This window comes from Dermabacter sp., assembly GCF_032550575.1.
GTDB lineage: Bacteria > Actinomycetota > Actinomycetes > Actinomycetales > Dermabacteraceae > Dermabacter > Dermabacter hominis.
On the sequence record NZ_JAWFZC010000001.1, the window covers coordinates 491,304 to 506,879 of the forward strand.

Annotated in this window: 10 protein-coding genes and 1 pseudogene; 1 reads left to right on the forward strand and 10 read right to left on the reverse strand. The window is 63.3% G+C overall.

What is annotated here, in order from left to right; all coding sequences use genetic code 11:
• Positions 1-150 precede the first annotated feature (150 nt).
• The 9 genes and pseudogenes from E6X30_RS02235 to lysA form a co-directional block, all read right to left on the reverse strand.
• Positions 151-570 carry a hypothetical protein gene (locus E6X30_RS02235; protein WP_101686273.1) on the reverse strand — a complete coding sequence of 140 codons (420 nt, stop codon included), beginning with the start codon at positions 568-570 and terminating at the stop codon, positions 151-153.
• Complete coding sequence (locus E6X30_RS02240) at positions 567-1,691, reverse strand: glycosyltransferase family 4 protein (protein WP_101686272.1); 1,125 nt, start codon at positions 1,689-1,691, stop codon at positions 567-569. The genes E6X30_RS02235 and E6X30_RS02240 overlap by 4 nt, the downstream gene beginning before the upstream one ends.
• A complete protein-coding gene (locus E6X30_RS02245; RefSeq protein WP_259893197.1) occupies positions 1,688-2,431 on the reverse strand; it encodes an L-threonylcarbamoyladenylate synthase in 744 nt (247 codons plus the stop codon). Before E6X30_RS02245 ends, E6X30_RS02240 begins: the two co-directional genes overlap by 4 nt.
• Positions 2,428-3,375, reverse strand: coding sequence for a peptide chain release factor N(5)-glutamine methyltransferase (prmC, locus tag E6X30_RS02250; protein WP_316335659.1), 948 nt, complete (start codon positions 3,373-3,375; stop codon positions 2,428-2,430). The genes E6X30_RS02245 and prmC overlap by 4 nt, the downstream gene beginning before the upstream one ends.
• A 6-nt stretch (positions 3,376-3,381) precedes the next feature.
• Entirely contained in the window at positions 3,382-4,479 is a 1,098-nt protein-coding gene (prfA, locus tag E6X30_RS02255; RefSeq protein ID WP_034373636.1) for a peptide chain release factor 1, read from the reverse strand.
• A 104-nt stretch (positions 4,480-4,583) separates the two neighbouring features.
• The gene (gene rpmE, locus E6X30_RS02260; protein WP_016664822.1) at positions 4,584-4,796 is read right to left on the reverse strand and encodes a 50S ribosomal protein L31; all 213 of its coding nucleotides are present in this window, start codon (positions 4,794-4,796) and stop codon (positions 4,584-4,586) included.
• 147 nt (positions 4,797-4,943) lie between these two features.
• Positions 4,944-6,839, reverse strand: a complete 1,896-nt coding sequence (gene rho, locus E6X30_RS02265) for a transcription termination factor Rho (RefSeq protein ID WP_316335660.1) — start codon at positions 6,837-6,839, stop codon at positions 4,944-4,946.
• 275 nt (positions 6,840-7,114) lie between these two features.
• Positions 7,115-8,044, reverse strand: coding sequence for a homoserine kinase (thrB, locus tag E6X30_RS02270; protein WP_316335661.1), 930 nt, complete (start codon positions 8,042-8,044; stop codon positions 7,115-7,117).
• A 134-nt stretch (positions 8,045-8,178) separates the two neighbouring features.
• A pseudogene (gene lysA, locus E6X30_RS02275) lies at positions 8,179-9,592 on the reverse strand (diaminopimelate decarboxylase).
• Between the two features lie 163 nt (positions 9,593-9,755).
• On the opposite strand from lysA, the gene E6X30_RS02280 reads away from it, so the two are divergent.
• Positions 9,756-12,014 carry a bifunctional alpha,alpha-trehalose-phosphate synthase (UDP-forming)/trehalose-phosphatase gene (locus tag E6X30_RS02280; protein ID WP_316335662.1) on the forward strand — a complete coding sequence of 753 codons (2,259 nt, stop codon included), beginning with the start codon at positions 9,756-9,758 and terminating at the stop codon, positions 12,012-12,014.
• A gap of 95 nt (positions 12,015-12,109) precedes the next feature.
• Here the strand turns inward: E6X30_RS02280 and E6X30_RS02285 are convergent, their stop codons facing one another.
• Positions 12,110-15,574: a type I restriction endonuclease gene (locus E6X30_RS02285; protein ID WP_316335663.1), complete on the reverse strand. Its 3,465-nt coding sequence runs from the start codon at positions 15,572-15,574 to the stop codon at positions 12,110-12,112.
• Positions 15,575-15,576: the final 2 nt, after the last annotated feature.

Below are 15,576 nucleotides of genomic sequence, written 5' to 3' on the forward strand. Positions count from 1 at the left end.
CGCGCCACGGGCACGGGACGATCTGGTCGAGGCGGTTTGCACGCCATGCAGGTGCATTCAGCACCTGTGCAGACTGCGCCGCTATTCGCTCAGCATTCTGAATCAATATAACAGAGGACAAGGCGGACCTTTGACTCAGTTCGGTGCCTCTTACACCTCAATTTTCGGTCGTGTTCGCGCGAGCAGCGCTCCTTCGACCGCAATCGGGGCGACAGCGCCGAAGAGAAGCGCAATCCCCACCCACTGCATTGAGAGCCATGTCTCCCCTTTGAGCAGGATGAGGCACAGGATGAGAGCAAGCATTTTGCCTCCCCACGTGCACGCAACCGTTCCGAGCATGATGAGCGGGCTTTGGGCGATACCCCAGTACGCGACGATGAGCGCTGGCAGCGTCACCACGAGAGACAGGAGAGCACCGACGATCGCGCCGTTGCGGGCGAGCGAATCGAAGCCGATCCAGGCAACGAGCACAACGACGGCAGCGATGACGGCCCCCACGATCACCGCGCTCACGATCGCTTTTTGCACCAGTGCGTTGTTGTACGCGCGGTTCTTTTCTGCGGTGCTCATGCGGTTTTCTCCACGTCTTGGTTGCGGCGAGCACGGTGGAGCGCTCGCAGGGGGTCAAGCGTCACGACTATAGCGACGACGAGCGAGCCGATCCAAATAAACGCGGCGGTCTTCGCTTCGAAGAACACGGGTGCGAGCAGGCACAGCGACACGAGTGCCGTCCACGTGTACATGATGAGAACAGCGCCGAGTTTTGAGTGCCCCAGGTTCAAAAGGCGGTGGTGCAGGTGCCGACGGTCGGCGTGAAACGGCGATTTTCCACTTCCCACGCGCCGGACAACCGCGAGCACCATATCGAGAGCTGGAAGGATCATCACGCCCACGGGCATGAGGATCGGGAGAAGCTGGCCAAAGGCATCGGCGGGGGCAAGGCGCGCCGGATCGACCTGGCCCGTGACGGCGATGGTTGCCGAGACCAACAAAAGACCGAGAAAGAGCGCTCCCGAATCCCCCATGAAGATGCGCGCTTTCGAAAAGTTGTGAGGCAGGAACCCAAGGCACGCCCCGATCATGACCGCAGTGATGAGAGCCGCCATCGAGGAGTAGTCGGTGGAGGATACGTCTCGCGTGAGGAGGTAGGCGTAAATGAAGAAGGCCAATCCGCCGATCGCCATGACTCCGGAGGCGAGGCCGTCGAGCCCATCGATGAAGTTCACGGCGTTCATCGCTGCCACAATCACGATGACGGTCAAGATGAGCGATGAGCGAGCGGAAATGAGCGTGAGGCCACCGATCGGGAGGGTCGTGAGTTGCACTCCTTGCGAGGCAACGAAGAGCGCGATGAGCACTTGACCGGCGAGCTTCGTCAGCCAGTCGAGGTCGAATTTGTCGTCGAGGCCGCCAAGCAGGCATATGAGTCCACCTGCGATGAGGATCGACCACACCTTGAACGAGCCCCGAAAGATCGGTTCGAGGAAGGGCACGTTCGAGGCAAGAAGCATCGCGACCGCGACCCCCGCGAACATCGCTACTCCGCCGAGGCGCGGTGTCACGTCCCTGTGCACGTCGCGTTCGCGCACGGCGGTCATTGCGCCGATGCGTCGTGCAACGACGCGCGCCGCGGGCGTCACGAGATAGGTGACGGCCGCGGCGATGAGCAGGAGAAAGAGGTAAACCCTCAAGCGTCAGCCTTATCCTCGCCGGCAGGTGACTGTTCTTGGGGTGCCTCGGCCCCCTCGCCTTCTTGTTCGTCTTCGGGTCGTGCGGGTTTTTCGGGGGTGAAAATCTCGCCGAACTTCGCGACGATCTCCTCTTCGCTCAGTGCGCCGCGACGGAGAATCTCAGGCGGATTCACGGTCGCGTCGATGATCGTGGAGGACTCGCCGATGCGACTCTTGCCGCCATCGACGTAGACCTCAACCGCATCGCCGAGTTGCACGGCCGCATCCATGACGCTCTTGGCGGCATCGCCGCCGTGCTTGTTCGCGCTCGAAACGGCGAGCGGTCCCGTTTTCTTGAGCAGTGCAATTGCGGCCTCGTGATCGGGCATCCGCAACGCGACGGTGCCTTTGGTGTTGCCGAGGTCCCAGTGCAAAGACGGCTGGGCTTTAACGATCACCGTGAGCGCGCCAGGCCAGTATTCTTCGACGAGGTCTTCGATGATCGGCGGAATATCGAACCCGAGCGCGTGCATGACATTCGGGTCGCCGATGAGTACGGGCGGCGGGAATTCGCGGCCTCGCCCCTTCGCGTCGAGGAGCGCCTGTACGGCGTCTTCATTAAAGGCGTCGGCGCCGATGCCGTACACGGTGTCGGTCGGCAAAACGATCAGTTTGCCATCCTTGACCGCGGTGGCAGCAGCCTCAAGGGCTTCGTCACGCGTGGATTCGTCGGTGTAGTCGTATACGCTCACGTGCGTCATTCTCTCACTTGTTGTGCTGCGCGCGCCACGAGGAAGCGGTCGCGTCCCGTGAGGTCGCGCGTGGTCTCAATCGTGTCAAAACTCTGTGTCTCTGCGGCGAGGGCCCGCGTCGGCGCCCCCTGGCTTTCGTCGTGCTCCATGATGAGCAGGCCTCGTGGCCGCAGCACGCGCGCGGCAAGGTTGATCACGGCGCGAGGAACGTCGAGGCCACTCTCCCCTCCCCCGAACAACGCCTCGTGCGGGTCGTACTCGCGCACCTCGGCCTCGGCGGGAATCGCGCGCGCGGGGATATAGGGCGGGTTCGCGAGGACGAGGTCGAGCGGACGATCAGGAATGTGCATGTCGATGAAACCGTCGAGCCCAGTGAGACCGGTGGGCAGTTCGGCGTGAAAAACGCGGAAGCGCCCCGGCCCGGATACGGCGCAGTTGCGCTGCGCAAGTTCCACGGCACGCGAGTTCACGTCGAACGCACTCACGCGGGCGGCAGGGAATTCGTCAAGGAGTGCTGCGGCGAGGGTTCCACTTCCGGTGCAGGCATCGAGAGCGTGCAGTGGGTCCGACGCTCGCCGGCCTTCCTCGCGCACCCAGTCGTGGGCAATATCGAGTGCCGTTTCGGTCTCGGGCCGCGGGATGAACACGCCGCGGGCGGTCTCGAGTGTGAGGTGCCGAAAGGGGGCTTGACCGAGGATCAGCTGAAGGGGCTCGCGCCTTTCGCGTCGCGCGAGGATCGCGTCGACGTCAGCCTCGAAGGTCTCGGGGAGCCGGTCAAGGAGCACGAGGGAAGTCTCGGCCTGCGCTGCATGGAGAACGATGAGCCGCGCTTCGGCTTCGGCTGAAGCGATGCCGGCCGCGTGAAGCCGCGCGCGTGCTCCTCGGCGTGCGAGCGCCACTCGCTGCGAAACGCTCAGGCCGTTGTGTGCAGCGGGGGCACAGTGTTCGTTCACGTGCTCTTACTCGTTCGAGCCCGCAGCGGCGAGCATCGCTTCGCGATCGGCATCCATGAGCGATTTGACGACGGGATCGAGTTCGCCATTGAGCACCTGGTCGAGGTTATTCGCCTTGTACCCGGTGCGGTGATCGGCGATGCGATTTTCGGGGAAGTTGTAGGTCCGGATGCGCTCGGAGCGGTCCACGGTGCGCACCTGGGAGCGGCGCGTCGCGGATGCTTCCGCTTCTTGCTCAGCGTGCACGGCATCGAGCAGGCGCGAGCGGAGGATGCGCATCGCCTGCTCCTTATTTTGGAGCTGGCTCTTTTCGTTCTGGCAGCTCACGACGAGTCCCGTAGGCAGGTGTGTAATGCGAACGGCCGAGTCGGTCGTATTCACGCTCTGGCCACCGGGGCCGGAGGAACGGTAGACGTCGATGCGAAGATTGTTCGGGTGGAGCTGTTCGGCGAGGAACTCGTCTTCATCGGCCTCATCGGCTTCGGGGACGACGAGGACACCGACGGCCGAGGTGTGAATGCGCCCCTGCGACTCGGTCACGGGCACGCGCTGCACACGGTGCACACCGCCTTCGTACTTGAGGTGAGCCCACACGCCTTCCGCGGGGCCGACGTTGCCTCGCGTGCGGATCGACATCGCGAGGTCTTTGTAGCCACCGAGATCCGATTCGGTCTCCGTGATGATTTCGGTGCTCCAGCCATTCTTCGTCGCGTACGCCTCGTACATGCGCACGAGATCCGCGGCAAAGAGCGCGGACTCATCGCCACCTGCACCGGCCTTGACCTCGAGGATCACGTCACGAGCATCATTGGGGTCACGCGGGGCAAGCAGCTCTTCGAGCTTCGCCGTGAGCTCCTCACGCGTGCGTTCGAGAGCGTGAGCTTCCTCCGCCATCGAGGGATCCTCTTCAGCGAATTCGCGAGCGGTTTCGAGATCCTCGCCCGCCGTGAGCCATTCGCGGTACGTGCTGACCACGGGCCCGAGTTCGGCGTAGCGGCGCCCCACTCGCTTGGCCTTGTTGTGGTCATTATGGAGGGACGGGTCGGCCATTTGCTGCTCGAGGGCCGAGTATTCGTCAACGAGCGAGGACACGTTCTCAAACATGAGGGTCTTTCTTGGCGTAATGAGGCGGACGTAGTGGTTTCGCGTACGCGAAAGCGGCGCCGGCATCCCACATGGAGGCGGGGTGCCGACGCCGCTTTGAAAAGCTACTTCTTGCGCTTGCCGTAGCGCGCTTCGAAGCGGGCCACGCGGCCACCGGTGTCAAGAATCTTCTGCTTACCGGTGTAGAACGGGTGGCAAGCCGAGCACACTTCGGAGTTGATCTTTCCGTCGGCTTTCGTGCTGCGCGTCACGAACGTGTTGCCACAGGTGCAGGTCACCGTGGTCTCCACGTATTCGGGGTGAATCCCCTTCTTCATGTGATGTCTCCTTTTCGATCATGGCCGCTGGGTCGGCGCCGGGATGCGGGCCGTGAACCAGAACCGTCGTTTAGTTTCCCACGAATGGGACTGCTAGCTCCAGTGCGCTGCCTGTAACTCTGCTTACAGACCCCGCTCGGAGCGGGGCTATTCGCTCTGGCGAGGAACGCTCGGGGTCGTCTTCGAAACGGCGAGAAGGAATTCGCTGTTCGACTGCGATTTCTTGAGGCGCTCGAGGAGAAGCTCGATCGCCTGCTGCTGTTCGAGCTGGCCGAGCACGCGGCGGAGCTTCCACATAATGGCGAGCTCTTCGTTGCCCATGAGCTCTTCTTCGCGACGCGTTCCCGAGGCGTTGACGTCAACGGCCGGGAAGATGCGGCGCTCAGCGAGCTTGCGGTCGAGCTTGAGCTCCCAGTTGCCGGTGCCCTTGAACTCTTCGAAGATCACTTCGTCCATCTTCGACCCCGTGTCCACGAGGGCTGTGGCAAGGATCGTGAGCGAGCCGCCATTTTCGACGTTGCGAGCCGCGCCAAAGAAACGCTTAGGCGGGTAGAGCGCCGAGGAATCGACACCACCGGAGAGGATCCGGCCCGAGGCGGGGGCCGCGAGGTTGTAGGCGCGGCCAAGGCGCGTGATCGAGTCGAGGAGCACGACGACGTCGCGCCCCATTTCCACGAGGCGCTTCGCGCGCTCAATCGCGAGCTCGGCGACGGTCGTGTGGTCGTCGGCGGGGCGATCGAAGGTCGAGGCGATGACCTCACCCTTGACCGTGCGCTGCATGTCGGTAACTTCCTCGGGGCGCTCGTCCACGAGAACAACCATGAGATGAACCTCGGGATTGTTCTGCGTGATCGCATCGGCGACCTGCTGGAGGATGATGGTCTTACCCGCCTTCGGGGGCGCGACGATGAGGCCACGCTGGCCCTTGCCAACAGGGGCAACGAGGTCGATGATGCGCGGCGTGAAATTCGTGGCCTTGTTCTCGAGGCGAAGACGCGTATCGGGGTACAGCGGCGTGAGCTTGTTGAACTCGACGCGCGCCTTAGCCTTCTCGGGAGTCATTCCGTTGACGGTGTCGACGCTTACGAGCGCCGCAAACTTCGAGTGGCGGTTGTTGTTGCGCCCGCGCCCGCGGCCTCCACCACCGTGGTGGAAATCCTGCTGGCGCTGCTGTTCCTCGCCATCCTTCGGCGCCTTGACCTGGCCGACGATCGCATCGCCCTTGCGCAGGCCGTACTTGCGCACCTGGTTCATCGACACGTAAATGTCGCTCGGGCCGGGCAGGTAGCCGGTCGTGCGCACAAACGCGTAGTTGTCGCGAATGTCGAGAATGCCCGCGACCTTGACGAGGACGTCGTCTTCGTGGATCTGCGGCTCGCCGTTATTGTCGTTGTCGCGACGGTTGCGGTTGCGGTTGCGGTCTCGTCCGCGCGAGCGGCGGCTACGGCGATCGTTGTTGTTGTCGTCGCTGTCGTTGCCGGAGCGGTTGTTGCGACCGTCGCGGCGGCCTTCGCCATCGCGGTTCTTCTGGTCGCCCTGCTTGGTATCGCGCCCTTTATCGTTGCCGCGCTCGCGGCGATCGGGGCGCTCCCCCTTGCGGCGATCGCGCGTGGTTTCTGAATCGGGAAGCTCGATGTCTTCAACGCGGCGGGGGCGTTCACTGCGGCGGCGGTCGCGGCGCTCGCCGCGCTCATTGTCGTCGTGCTCCTCGGCAGAGCGGTTTTCACGGTTCGATCCGCGCCCCTCGCTCGGTTCTTGCTCCGCGACCTTGCGGGAACGCGCGGGCTTCTCTGCCTGCTCAGTGCTCGTGTTGCTCTCGGCGTTTGCGGGGGCAGCTTCGGCCGCGCCTGCGTTCTCGGCGACGCTCGCTTTGGCGGCACGTGCGGCGGGGGCCGACGGTGCCTTGCCCGTACGGATTGCCTCGATCAGCTCGCCTTTGCGGAGCTTGCGCACGCCGCGGATGCCCATGGAAGTCGCGATGGCCTGAAGCTCAGGGAGCCTCTTTGCCGAAAGTTCGGCGGCGTCGGTGTAGTTGTCGTTCACCCGGGGTCCTTTCTGAGGTGTGTGTCCCGTGGTTGTACTCAGTTTCGTGAGATGACCGTGCTTTTTCGGGGGAAAACGCGCACTCGGGCACTGGGGCGGGAGGCTCGTGTGCTTCACGCCGAAATAGGGGCACCGGTCGGTGTGAGGAATGCTCGACCACCATGAGAGGTTCTCTTCTGCGAGCGCCTACCGCCGAGGGAAGGATTGTGGCTTTGCGCGGGGCGGTTTGCCAGCCTTCAACGAGGGCGGGGCCACGTTCGCGTGGCCGAGCAACCTCACGATAACACAGTGTGAATGCCCTCTTGTGCAAGCGGCACGCGCGCCAGGCGCCAGTCGTCGGGCTCTTCGACGACTTCGCGGACGATGCGCGCGATGTCGTCCGGTGCGTCGAGAGGGATCAGCACCGTCGGCCCCGCCCCCGAAATCACGGCGGGGACACCCTGCGATCGCAGCACGTGGACGAGACCCACGCTCTGAGGCATATGGGCGCTGCGTCCATCCTGGTGGAGGCGGTCTGCCGTAGCCGCGAACAGGCGTGAGGGATCCTCCGCAAGAGCGTGCACGAGAAGAGCGGCACGGGCGATGTTGTGGGTCGCGTCCCGGCGGCGCACCTCGGGGCTCAGTATCGCGCGAGCCGTGGTGGTCGCAAGCGTGCGGTTCGGGCACATGATGAGGGGGCGCAGAACGGGTCGACCGTCGGCAGCATTGGCGACGCGCACGCGCACGGTGTGGGGATTTTCGCCATCCATATAGCTAAGGCACACGCCGCCGTGGATAACGGCGGCGACACTATCGGGATGCCCCTCGATCGATGTTGCGATCTCGAGCATTGCGCGTTCGTCGAGCGCATTCGGTTCCTGAATTATGGCTCTCGCGAGGGCAATGCCGCCCACGATCGCCGCGGCGCTCGAGCCGAGCCCCGCGCCCTGGGGAATGACGTTCGTGCACGTAAGCCGCACGCCGATCTGGGGCGCGCCCACCCATTCGAGGCTTTCGCGCAGCGTGCGCACGATGAGATTGGTATCGTCGGTGGGCAGCTCGCCGGCTCCCTCGCCACGAATGGTGACCTCGGTTTCCCCGGTGGTGACCTCAAGCGTGTAACGGTCACGAAGCTCGAGAGCGAGGGCGAGGCTGTCGAAGCCCGGGCCGAGGTTGGCGCTCGTCGCGCACGGCTGCACCGTGACGCGTTCTCTCGCGATTCTCACACATCCCTCTCTTGCGCGCGGTGGTGCTCGCGGCGCTTCGCTTACTCACTCGCACGGGCCTATCGCGTGCGTGCATCACCTCAAGCGTAGCGAGTGTCGGGGACGAGGGCCCGACACTTCCCACTCCCCTACCGTTACCCCAGGTCGCGCGCGAGCAGGTCCTCGAGAGTTTCGCGGCGGATCATCTCGCTCACCTCGCCGTCTTTCACGGAGACGACGGCGGGCCTCAACGCACAGTTGTAGTTGGAGGCGAGCGCGTAGCAGTAGGCCCCCGTGACGGGTACCGAGATGAGGTCGCCTCGCTTCACGTCACCGGGCAGGTATTCATCTTTCACGACAATGTCGCCACTTTCACAGTGCTTGCCCACGACGCGCACAACGCGCGGCTCTACGTCGGAGGTGCGGTTTGAGAGCAGGCATGAGTAGTCGGCGTCGTAGAGGGCGGTGCGGATGTTGTCGCTCATGCCGCCATCGATCGACACGTAGAGGCGCTGTTGCCCGGCGCCGAGCTCGACTTCCTTGAGTGTTCCCACCGTGTAGAGCGTGTGCGTGGAAGGCCCGGCGATCGCGCGCCCAGGTTCGAAGCCGAACCTTGGGATCTCTAGCTCAAGTGCGCGGCAGGAGTTTTCGACGATCGCAGCGAGTTGCCCCGCCAATTGCTCGGCCGTTCGGGGAGTGTTTTGGGTCGTGTACATCACCCCGAAGCCGCCGCCGAGCACGATGTGGGTGATCGGGCGTCCGATCGTCTCGCGCCCTTCCTTCGCGAGCGCGAGCACGCGCCGCGCTGCTACCTCGAAGCCATTCGTGTCGAAGATCTGCGAGCCGATGTGCGAATGCAGGCCCTCGAGCCTGAGCGCGTCCGCGGCCTCGACGCGACGGATCGCTTCGAGGGCCTCCCCCGTCGTGATCGAGATGCCAAACTTCTGATCCTCGTGCGCGGTCGAGATGAACTCGTGTGTGTGTGGGCTTCAACGCCCGAGGTCACGCGCAACAGCACCGGCTGGGAGGTCCCTAGGCGAGCGGCAATGGCGTTGAGGCGCTCGATCTCGTCGAGAGAATCGATGACGATGCGCCCGACCCCGGTCTCGACGGCGAGGGTGAGCTCAGCATCGCTCTTGTTGTTTCCGTGGAAGGTGAGGCGGCTGGCGTCGGCCCCCGCGCGAAGCGCAATCGCGAGCTCCCCACCCGAGCACACGTCCAACCCGAGCCCCTCCTCGCGTACCCACCGCGCGACCATGGTCGAAAGGAAGGCCTTGCTCGCGTAGCTCATGTCCACGCCGGCAAGCGGCGCAAAGCTCGCTCGAACGTGTCACGGAAAAGCCGGGCGCGGTTGCGGAAATCTTCTTCGTCGATCACGAACGTGGGCGTGCCGAACCGTTCCTTGATCTCACGAACGCTCACGCCGGCGACCTCGACCTCTCCGCGTGAGTTGCGTGTCGTGTTCGCACTCCAGAGCCCTTCGATGAGGTGGTTGACGTCGCTTGGATAGGGCAGCCACTGGGGAACGAGATCATTCCCGTGAAGAGCTCCTGCCTCGTGTGCGCGCATGCCTACTCCTTGCTCTAGGGGACATTCGTTGGCCAAAACCCTAGGTCGAGGCCCCGCGGCTCCGAGGTCGTGTCCAGGTGCAAAGACGAACGCCTTTACATAAGCATCCATCCGGGATTGGTAGCGTCAGGAGGTGAAGCACGCGCCTCGGAAAAGGAGCATCATGTCCCGCGCATCCCTCGTTGTCGTCGCCAATCGCCTCCCGGTCGATCGCAAAACGGCCCCCGATGGTTCGACCGAGTGGGTCACGAGCCCGGGCGGTCTCGTGACCGCGATGGAGTCGGTCATGCGCAACGCGGAATCGGCCGCGTGGGTTGGCTGGGCCGGCGGCGCAGATGAGGACATCGATCCATTCGACATCGACACCATGCATCTCGTGCCCGTGACCCTCACGGCCGAAGAGGTCGAAAAGTACTACGAGGGTTTTTCGAACGACACGCTTTGGCCGCTCTACCACGACGTGATCGCCGACCCGAACTTTCACCGCACGTGGTGGGACGTTTACGTCGAGGCGAACCGGAAGTTCGCGAAGGCCGCTGCCGCCGCAACGGCTGAGGGCGGCACGATCTGGGTGCACGACTACCAGCTACAACTGGTTCCCGAGATGATCCGTAGCCTCCGCCCGGACGTGACGATCGGCTGGTTCAACCACATCCCCTTCCCCCCGTTCGAGCTTTTCGCGCAGCTGCCAAAGCGAGACTCGGTTCTGCGCGGTCTTCTCGGCGCGGATCTGCTCGGCTTCCAGCGCGAGCGCGACGCTATTAACTTCACGACGTGCGTGCGCCAACTGCTCGGCTACCGCGCGAACGAGCACCAGATCATCGTCCCGGGCCTCGGCCTTGAAGACGACCGGACGGTCGAAGCGCGCTGCTTCCCGATCTCCATTGACGTGAGCGTGTACGACGAGCTCACGAAGGACCCGGCCGTGCTCGCGCGGGCGAAGGAAATTCGCGAGCAGCTCGGCAACCCGAAGAAAGTTGTGCTCGGCGTCGACCGCCTCGACTACACGAAGGGCATCCGCCACCGCCTCAAGGCCTACGGCGAGCTCCTCAACGACGGCGCGATCGACCCGCACGAGGTCACGATGATTCAGGTCGCGACCCCGTCACGCGAAAGAGTCGATGCCTACAAGCAGCTGCGCGATGAAATCGAGCTGACCGTCGGACGCCTCAACGGTGACTTCGCCCCGATTGGCCGCCCCGCCATCTCGTACATGCACCGCACGTTCCCCCGCACCGACATGACCGCGCTGTACATGTGCGCGGACGTGGTGCTCGTGACGAGCCTTCGCGACGGCATGAACCTCGTGGCGAAGGAATATGTGGCTTCCCGCATCGATGAGCGCGGCGTTCTCGTGCTGTCGGAATTCACGGGCGCCGCCGACGAACTGCGCGCCGCAACCCTCGTGAACCCGCACGACATTGACGAGCTCAAGTCGGCGATTCTCCACGCTCTCGCGATGAGCGAGGAGGAGCAGCAAGACAACATGCGCTCTCTTCGCCGCCAGGTGTTCGATCACGATGTGCAGCGGTGGGCGTCGGACTTCCTCGAGGCGCTTGAGCGCGTGGGTGGGGATCGCGGTGCGGAAGCCAGGAAGGCTCCGGCCCGCCCCATTCTCGGTGCCGACGCTTGCCCGCCTCGCGCTGAGCTCGATTCTGCACTCGAGGCTTTTGCGGCCACGCCGCGCGTGCTGATCGCTTCAGATTTCGATGGTGTTCTCGCGCCAATCGTGGAGAACCGCGACGAGGCGCGTGCCCTTCCCGAGTCGCTCCAGGCGCTTCGTTCCCTTTCGGGCCTCGATGGCACGAACGTCGCACTCGTGTCGGGCCGTTCCCTCGAAGATCTCGATTCGCTCACGGAGATGCCGAGCTCGGTTGTGCTGATTGGTTCGCACGGCGCCGAGGTTGGGGCGCTCCCCGACAGCATGGATGCGGGAATTCTCGATTCGTCGTCGCTCTCGATGACAGATGAGCGCCGCTCGCAGCTCGCCTCGATCACGGCGGCCCTCCAGCGGATCTCCCGCAAGTACCCCGGCACGGATGTGGAGAAGAAGCCGACCGCGGCCGTGCTCCACACGCGCAATGCGAAGGGCCGCGGCGCCGCGAACGCGACTGAGGAAGCGCTGGAATACGCGCGCTCGATTCGCCACGCGAAGGTCACGCCCGGCAAGGCCGTCGTGGAGTTCTCCGTGATCCCCGCCACGAAGGGCGAGGCGATCGAAGCTCTCGCCCGCGCGTGCGCGTGCGATGCGTGGCTCTACCTCGGCGACGATGTGACCGACGAATCCGTGTTCCACCGCGCGAGCGATAGCGACCTCACGATCAAGGTTGGCGGCGGCGAGACCGCGGCGAGCTTCCGCATCGCCGATCCGGAAGAGGTCAAGGAGCTGCTCGGGCAGCTGCTCGCGAAGCGCGCGGAGTAGGGCGGGCGTGACACCTTAGGGCCTAAAGTGTCACCGCCGAGGCGTTCGTGAAACTTTAGGTCTCAAGGTTTCACCGCTCGCGCGGGATCATTCGCCTAGTAGTTCTGCATCGCGTACGTCGCGACGCGCTCGAAGAGCACCCCGTCAACGGGCAGGGCGTTCGCGACGAACTCAGCGCGGAGGACCTCGAACACGTTGGTGCTGCCGCGTGTTGTGAGCGCCTGATCGAGCTTCATCGCAAGTTTTTCCTCCACGATGCTGCCATCGGTGTTCTCGCGCAAAACATCAAGGAGTCCGCGAAGCCGCTTTTCGACCGCGGATTCCCCTTCTCGCGGCTCAATACCGTTTTTCTTGTCTTCATTTGCAGCGGCGGCGAGGCGCGACATTCCCTTGACGAAGATGTCGAGTGCGTCCTCGCTCCCCTGCATCATTTGCGAGAACTGTTCGTTGTCGCTGTCCACGCTGAAGAGTGCCTCGATGACCTTTCGGCGCATTGTGTGGGATTTCGAGAGCGCACTTTCCGAGTTCTTGCTCGCAAGCTGTTCAACCTCGTGATCGCCCGCGAGGCGCTCCCACACGGCACCGACGTTGCGCCGACTCGTCGAATTCGAAATGTCGATTCCCGCAGCAGCGAACAGCTCATTCACCTGCTCGACTGCCAGCTGAAATGCTCCCTGGAGCGGATCACTCTCACTGCCGGAGGACACGCGCCCATCGAAGCCAGGAACGGGAAGCGGCGTGCGCGCTTCATCGATGTCGAGCTCAAGAGACTCGCCGTGCTCGACGTCGCCTGTGACAGCGGTGGCGACGATGTCAACACCGGTCACGAAGTCTTCTGCTTCTGCGCGTTTTCCGAGTTTGAGGTTGCGCGCGAGGATGTCCGCGAATATTGCGCGCTTGTGGAGCGTGACTTCTTGGAAGTCGATGAACTGGCTGAGGAAGTCCCACGCGTGCACGTATTTCACGAGGTTTGCGCGGAAGTCGGTGGTAATGGCTTTGGCGTCAGCGTCGTCATTAAGGATGGCGGCGTGGTACATGTCCGTCCACCGCGTCACAATCGGGCCGATCCTGCCTTGAAGGAGCGAGTCCTTGCGCCTCACGTCGATGTCGCGATCGAGAATGACGTTCGCGACCGCCTCCATTTCGTCTCTGTCGTAAAAGGGCGAGGAGTCGAGCAGCCGCCCGAGATCGGGCAGCGCGTTCGGGTCGACGCTCGTGTCGATCGTCGCTTGCGAATAGTAAGGCTGGAATGCACCGAGGATCGCTTCGGGTGAGTTCACGAAGTCCACGACGTAGGTTTTGGTTTTATTCTTCGAGGGCAACGTGCGGTTCAGCCGCGAGAGCGTCTGCACGGCCAGAACTCCAGAGAGCGGCTTGTCGACGTACATCGCGGAGAGTCGCGGTTCGTCGAACCCGGTCACCAACTTGTTGGCGACGATGAGGAATTTATAGCTGTCCCCATCGAACATCTTGGTCGTTTCCATGCGCCGGGAACCGTCGGCTGCGTTCTCGTTGTTGAGCGAGGATTCGGTGACGATCTGCTCAACGTCGGGATCCTTGGAAACGTCGAGCGGCTGGGAGAACGCGACGAGGGCCTGCATCCCCTGGTACTTCGGATTACTCGCGATGACGTCCTGCACTGCCCTGAACCACGTGTAGGCGCCCATCCTGTCGTCGCACACGACCATGGCCTTCGCGGTTGAACCGAGCAGGGGTCGCACGTTGTTGTGGAAGTGTTCGACTGCCACTTCAGCCTTCGCATGAATGGTCTTTTCGTGCGAACGCACGAACCGCACGAGCGCAGCGGTGGCCTCCCCCAGCACGACGTCGTCTTCGCGGCCAAGCTTGTCTTCGATCCTCGCGTAGAGATCGAGGGAGATGTAGTTCTGCAGAACGTCGAGGATGAAGTTTTCGTCGATGGCCTGCGCCATCGAGTACAGGTCGAACGGGTAGCGCCGATCGACGTTCTCGGGATCTTTCTCGCCGAAAACGGCGAGCGTTCGCGCCTTCGGCGTCGCAGTGAACGCCACAATTGTGATGTTGGTGGCTTTCGCGACAGCCGAATCTTCGAGCCGAGTGCGGTAGTCCTTTTCGACGCGCGTCAGGCCGCCGTCGCTTTCCTCTCCCTCATCAGCGGCGTCGTCGGCAGCGCGTCGCGCGGCTTCCGCGACGTCGCCAGGGAGGTCCGAGAGCGTTTCGAGGAGGGAGCGCGAGGCTTTGCCGTGCTGCGAGGAGTGGGCCTCGTCGATGATCAAGAGCCACCTGCGCCCGCGCAGTGCCGGCGAGTCTTCGATGAGCTTCGCGAGGGCGGGGAAGGTTTGAATTGTGGTGGAGAGGATCCGCTTGCCTTGCGTGAGGTAGTGGCGGAGCTTTTCCGATTTTGAGGTGTCGTCACTCGTGATGTTTTGGACCATGCCTTCGGCGGCTTGCAAAAGCGAGAGACCATCGGCGACGTTGCGGTCGAGTGACGTGCGGTCGGTGACGACGATGACGCAGTCGAACAGCTTCGAGCCGTCTTCGTGCAGCATTTTGTTGGCGCGGTGGGCGAGCCAGGCGATGGTTTTTGTTTTGCCTGATCCGGCGGAGTGCTGGATGAGGTAGCGCCTTCCGGCGGCACCTTTGCTCATGTCTTCGGTGACGCGTTCCACTGAGCGCAACTGGTGAAAGCGTGGGAATACGAGCCTGCCGTCGTTGCCTTTGGAGGAGGGTTCCCAGAGCGCGTAGTCCTTGAGGATTCGCAGCAGCAGATCGGGCGAGAACACTTTCTCCCACAAATATGCGACGCGGTACCCTTCGGGGTTGGCGGGGTTTCCTGCGCGGCCCTCTTCGGTGCCTTGGTTGAAGGGCAGGAACACGGTGTCTTTGCCCTTGAGTTCGGTGGTCATCATGACTTCGCTCGAGGAGACTGCGAAATGCACGAGGCACCGACCAGGATTCAAGAGCGGGCGCGAAGATTTTTTGGGTTTTCGGTCGCGGCGGTATTGCGCGACGGCGTCGTCGATCGACTGGGTGTTGTCGGTTTTGAGCTCCATCGTGACAACGGGGATGCCGTTGACGAGCAGAACGAGGTCGATTTCGCTCCCGTTGCCCTTTTCGAAGTGGACTTGTTGGAGCACCCGAAGGCGGTTCGTCTGGGCTTTTTCTACGGCGTCTGTTTTCGCAGGGTCGTAGGGAAAGAATCCCGCCATGTCGGGAAAAGCTACGGTTCCGAGATCGGCCTGTGTGAACGAGAATCCGTCGCGCAACGTGCCAAGCAGCCCGCCGTCGACTTTCCTGGTGATCCCATCGAGGCGTGGTTTCCGATCGAGCTCTTTCGCGAGCCGCCCGAGCAGCCTGCTCTCTCGCGATTTTTGCTCTACCTCACTTGCGTCAACGGGAATTGCGCGCTCGTATTCGCGCGGGTATTGCGTGGCCAGCCAGTGGTGCACGTCTTCCGGGAACAGCCCGAGTTCCGGGTCGAAGCCGCGATCGTTCGCGCCTTCGTTCCAGATCCATCCCTGCGCCGCAAGAGCACGGCAGATCGTGAGCTCCATTGCCTCTTCGTGAATCGGGTTCACCATGA